Raw genomic sequence first — 259 nt, forward strand, 5'->3', positions numbered from 1 at the left:
TTTACTCTGAGGTCTGGAAAGATGAAGCCCCAGGAGATATTTCTATCAACCCTGGGGCTGCCACTCCAAACCCGAACAAGTTGGATGGTAGTCCCTTCTTCGGTTCGTAAGCGAGAACAGCCTTAAACTCAATATTACGTTCCTTCACCGTAAACTCACACAGCGAGTCTCCGACCAGAAGCGTAAATCCCAGCACCGTTAAACACAGCACTATGACTGCCGCAAGGGCATATTTCGTCAGCATGTTTATATTGCCTCC

The 259-nt window shown here is 48.3% G+C and carries 1 pseudogene; it reads right to left on the bottom strand.

The features are described from left to right. Positions 1-94 precede the first annotated feature (94 nt). Positions 95-244 (bottom strand): annotated as a pseudogene (locus AC0L3S_RS39475) (Hok/Gef family protein); the annotation flags it as partial. Between the last annotated feature and the right edge of the window lie 15 nt (positions 245-259).

It is taken from the genome of Bradyrhizobium sp. Ken01 (assembly GCF_055807355.1).